Source organism: Sulfoacidibacillus ferrooxidans (assembly GCF_022606465.1).
Classification (GTDB): Bacteria; Bacillota; Bacilli; order Alicyclobacillales; family SLC66; genus Sulfoacidibacillus; species Sulfoacidibacillus ferrooxidans.
Genome location: NZ_JALBUF010000110.1, coordinates 1 through 352, shown reverse-complemented (window position 1 = coordinate 352; position 352 = coordinate 1). Strand labels below are relative to the sequence as shown.

The following is a 352-nucleotide window of genomic DNA, read 5'->3' as shown; positions in this document are numbered from 1 at the left end:
AACACGTCCCGCGTACGCATGATCTTGATGCCCTAATTGAACGAATCAGCAACTTTGTGGCCGTCTCTGACAAGGTTAGGGAAGCTGCGACATTTCTTAGTAGCTTCGGTGTAGAAGTTCGTTATCCTGGTACAGACAGCGATTTAGAGGATGCCAGGGAATCACTTCAAATGGCAAATAGAATCGTGAATTGGATTACTTCATATTTTAGTGAGTGAGCTGAGGCCATTGAGACAGACCCGGCATGCGCTGGCGCGCCGCCAACAACGAATGAAAACACAGCTGCGTCGAAGTTAGTCTCCGTGGCTAGCGTCAGGAGGTCCGACATTAAGAGCATCACAGGCAGGCGTAA

The 352-nt window shown here is 49.4% G+C and carries 1 protein-coding gene; it reads left to right on the top strand.

Features of this window, described 5'->3' with window-relative positions; translation table 11 throughout:
- Window positions 1-218 (top strand): HEPN domain-containing protein (locus MM817_RS16600; RefSeq protein ID WP_241717177.1); only part of this gene is annotated, 218 nt, incomplete at its 5' end.
- Between the last annotated feature and the right edge of the window lie 134 nt (window positions 219-352).